This is a genomic window from Neisseria sp. HMSC064E01 (assembly GCF_001808875.1).
Lineage (GTDB): Bacteria > Pseudomonadota > Gammaproteobacteria > Burkholderiales > Neisseriaceae > Neisseria > Neisseria sicca_A.
Window position 1 is genome coordinate 1 of sequence record NZ_KV794864.1, and the last position, 1,155, is coordinate 1,155.

A 1,155-nucleotide genomic window follows, 5' to 3' on the forward strand; every position below is an offset into this window, starting at 1 on the left:
GGGGATTTTGGGGAATTTTGCAAAGGTCTCTGTATGGTTAAAAAGGAAATTTTGGGATAGTAAGGGTTAATCCGAAAGCCTTGCCTTTATTGAGTTTGGTTTGAGTGTGGAGAGGTATTGGATGCAATACTTGGGATACATCGGGTAGGGAATATTAAGCGGTTTTGCTTTTTTATCCGAGGCGTTGGACAGAAAAGAAAAACCGCTTAGATTTTAATTTCTAAGCGGTTTTGTGTGTTGGTGCGACAGCGAGCCTCGAACTGAATCTATAATATATTGTTTTTATTTTATAAAATTTTCATCGATTACCAAGATACCCCCAAGCATACCCCCATTTTGTCAAAGTCAAAATTTTTCAGGGGCGTTTTGTGGCATTTCTGCCAAGCTGTGAAATATGGTCTGATTGTAACACCAGCAATCACGCGCCGTCTTGTGGGCTGGTGCTTGCTTTATTTTCCAGCCGTCCGATATTGCCTTTCGGGCGGCTTTTGTCTGTATCAGTTCTGCCGTTCATTTGCCCGCAAAAGAAAGCGTATATATACAAAAAAAACGCAAAAATCGTTTGTTACCTTGTTACCAATGGCTGAAAGCATTGCCAGTCATGGCTTTTACGGTAACAGGACACATATCTTAACCTTGTTACCGTTTGTTACCGCCCCTGTTTTTTTAAGCGTAACCATCTGAATATAAAGGGGTAACAAATGGTAACAAATCGGTAACAAGTAAATCTATGTTCATTTGTTACCGTTTTTTCTTTATTTTTATATTGATATTCATATAGTTATAAATGTTAAGTTTTGTGGTAACAAAGGTAACAAGTGATTTTGTCTCGCGCATAGGGTTTTATCTGTCCACGCGTCTTGTTCTTCTTTTCTTTTTTATGGACTCTAAAAATTCGTTGTATGGCTCTCTCTCGCGCGCGCGTATTGGTCTTGAAATTATTTATTCCCGCCTGTCTTTGTCGGTCATGGCGGAAATAGGGCGTAATTGCGCTATCAGCGCGTTTTGCTGTTTAGGTATGATTGGTATTGGGCAGGGGATGAATAGCCCTAATTCTCGAAAATTAGGGGCTTGCTGTTGATTTTATGGCGTATGGAATGGTTCGTCTGAAGTAATGGACGCAAAAAAAGCCCGCCTGTATCGGTCATGGCGGGC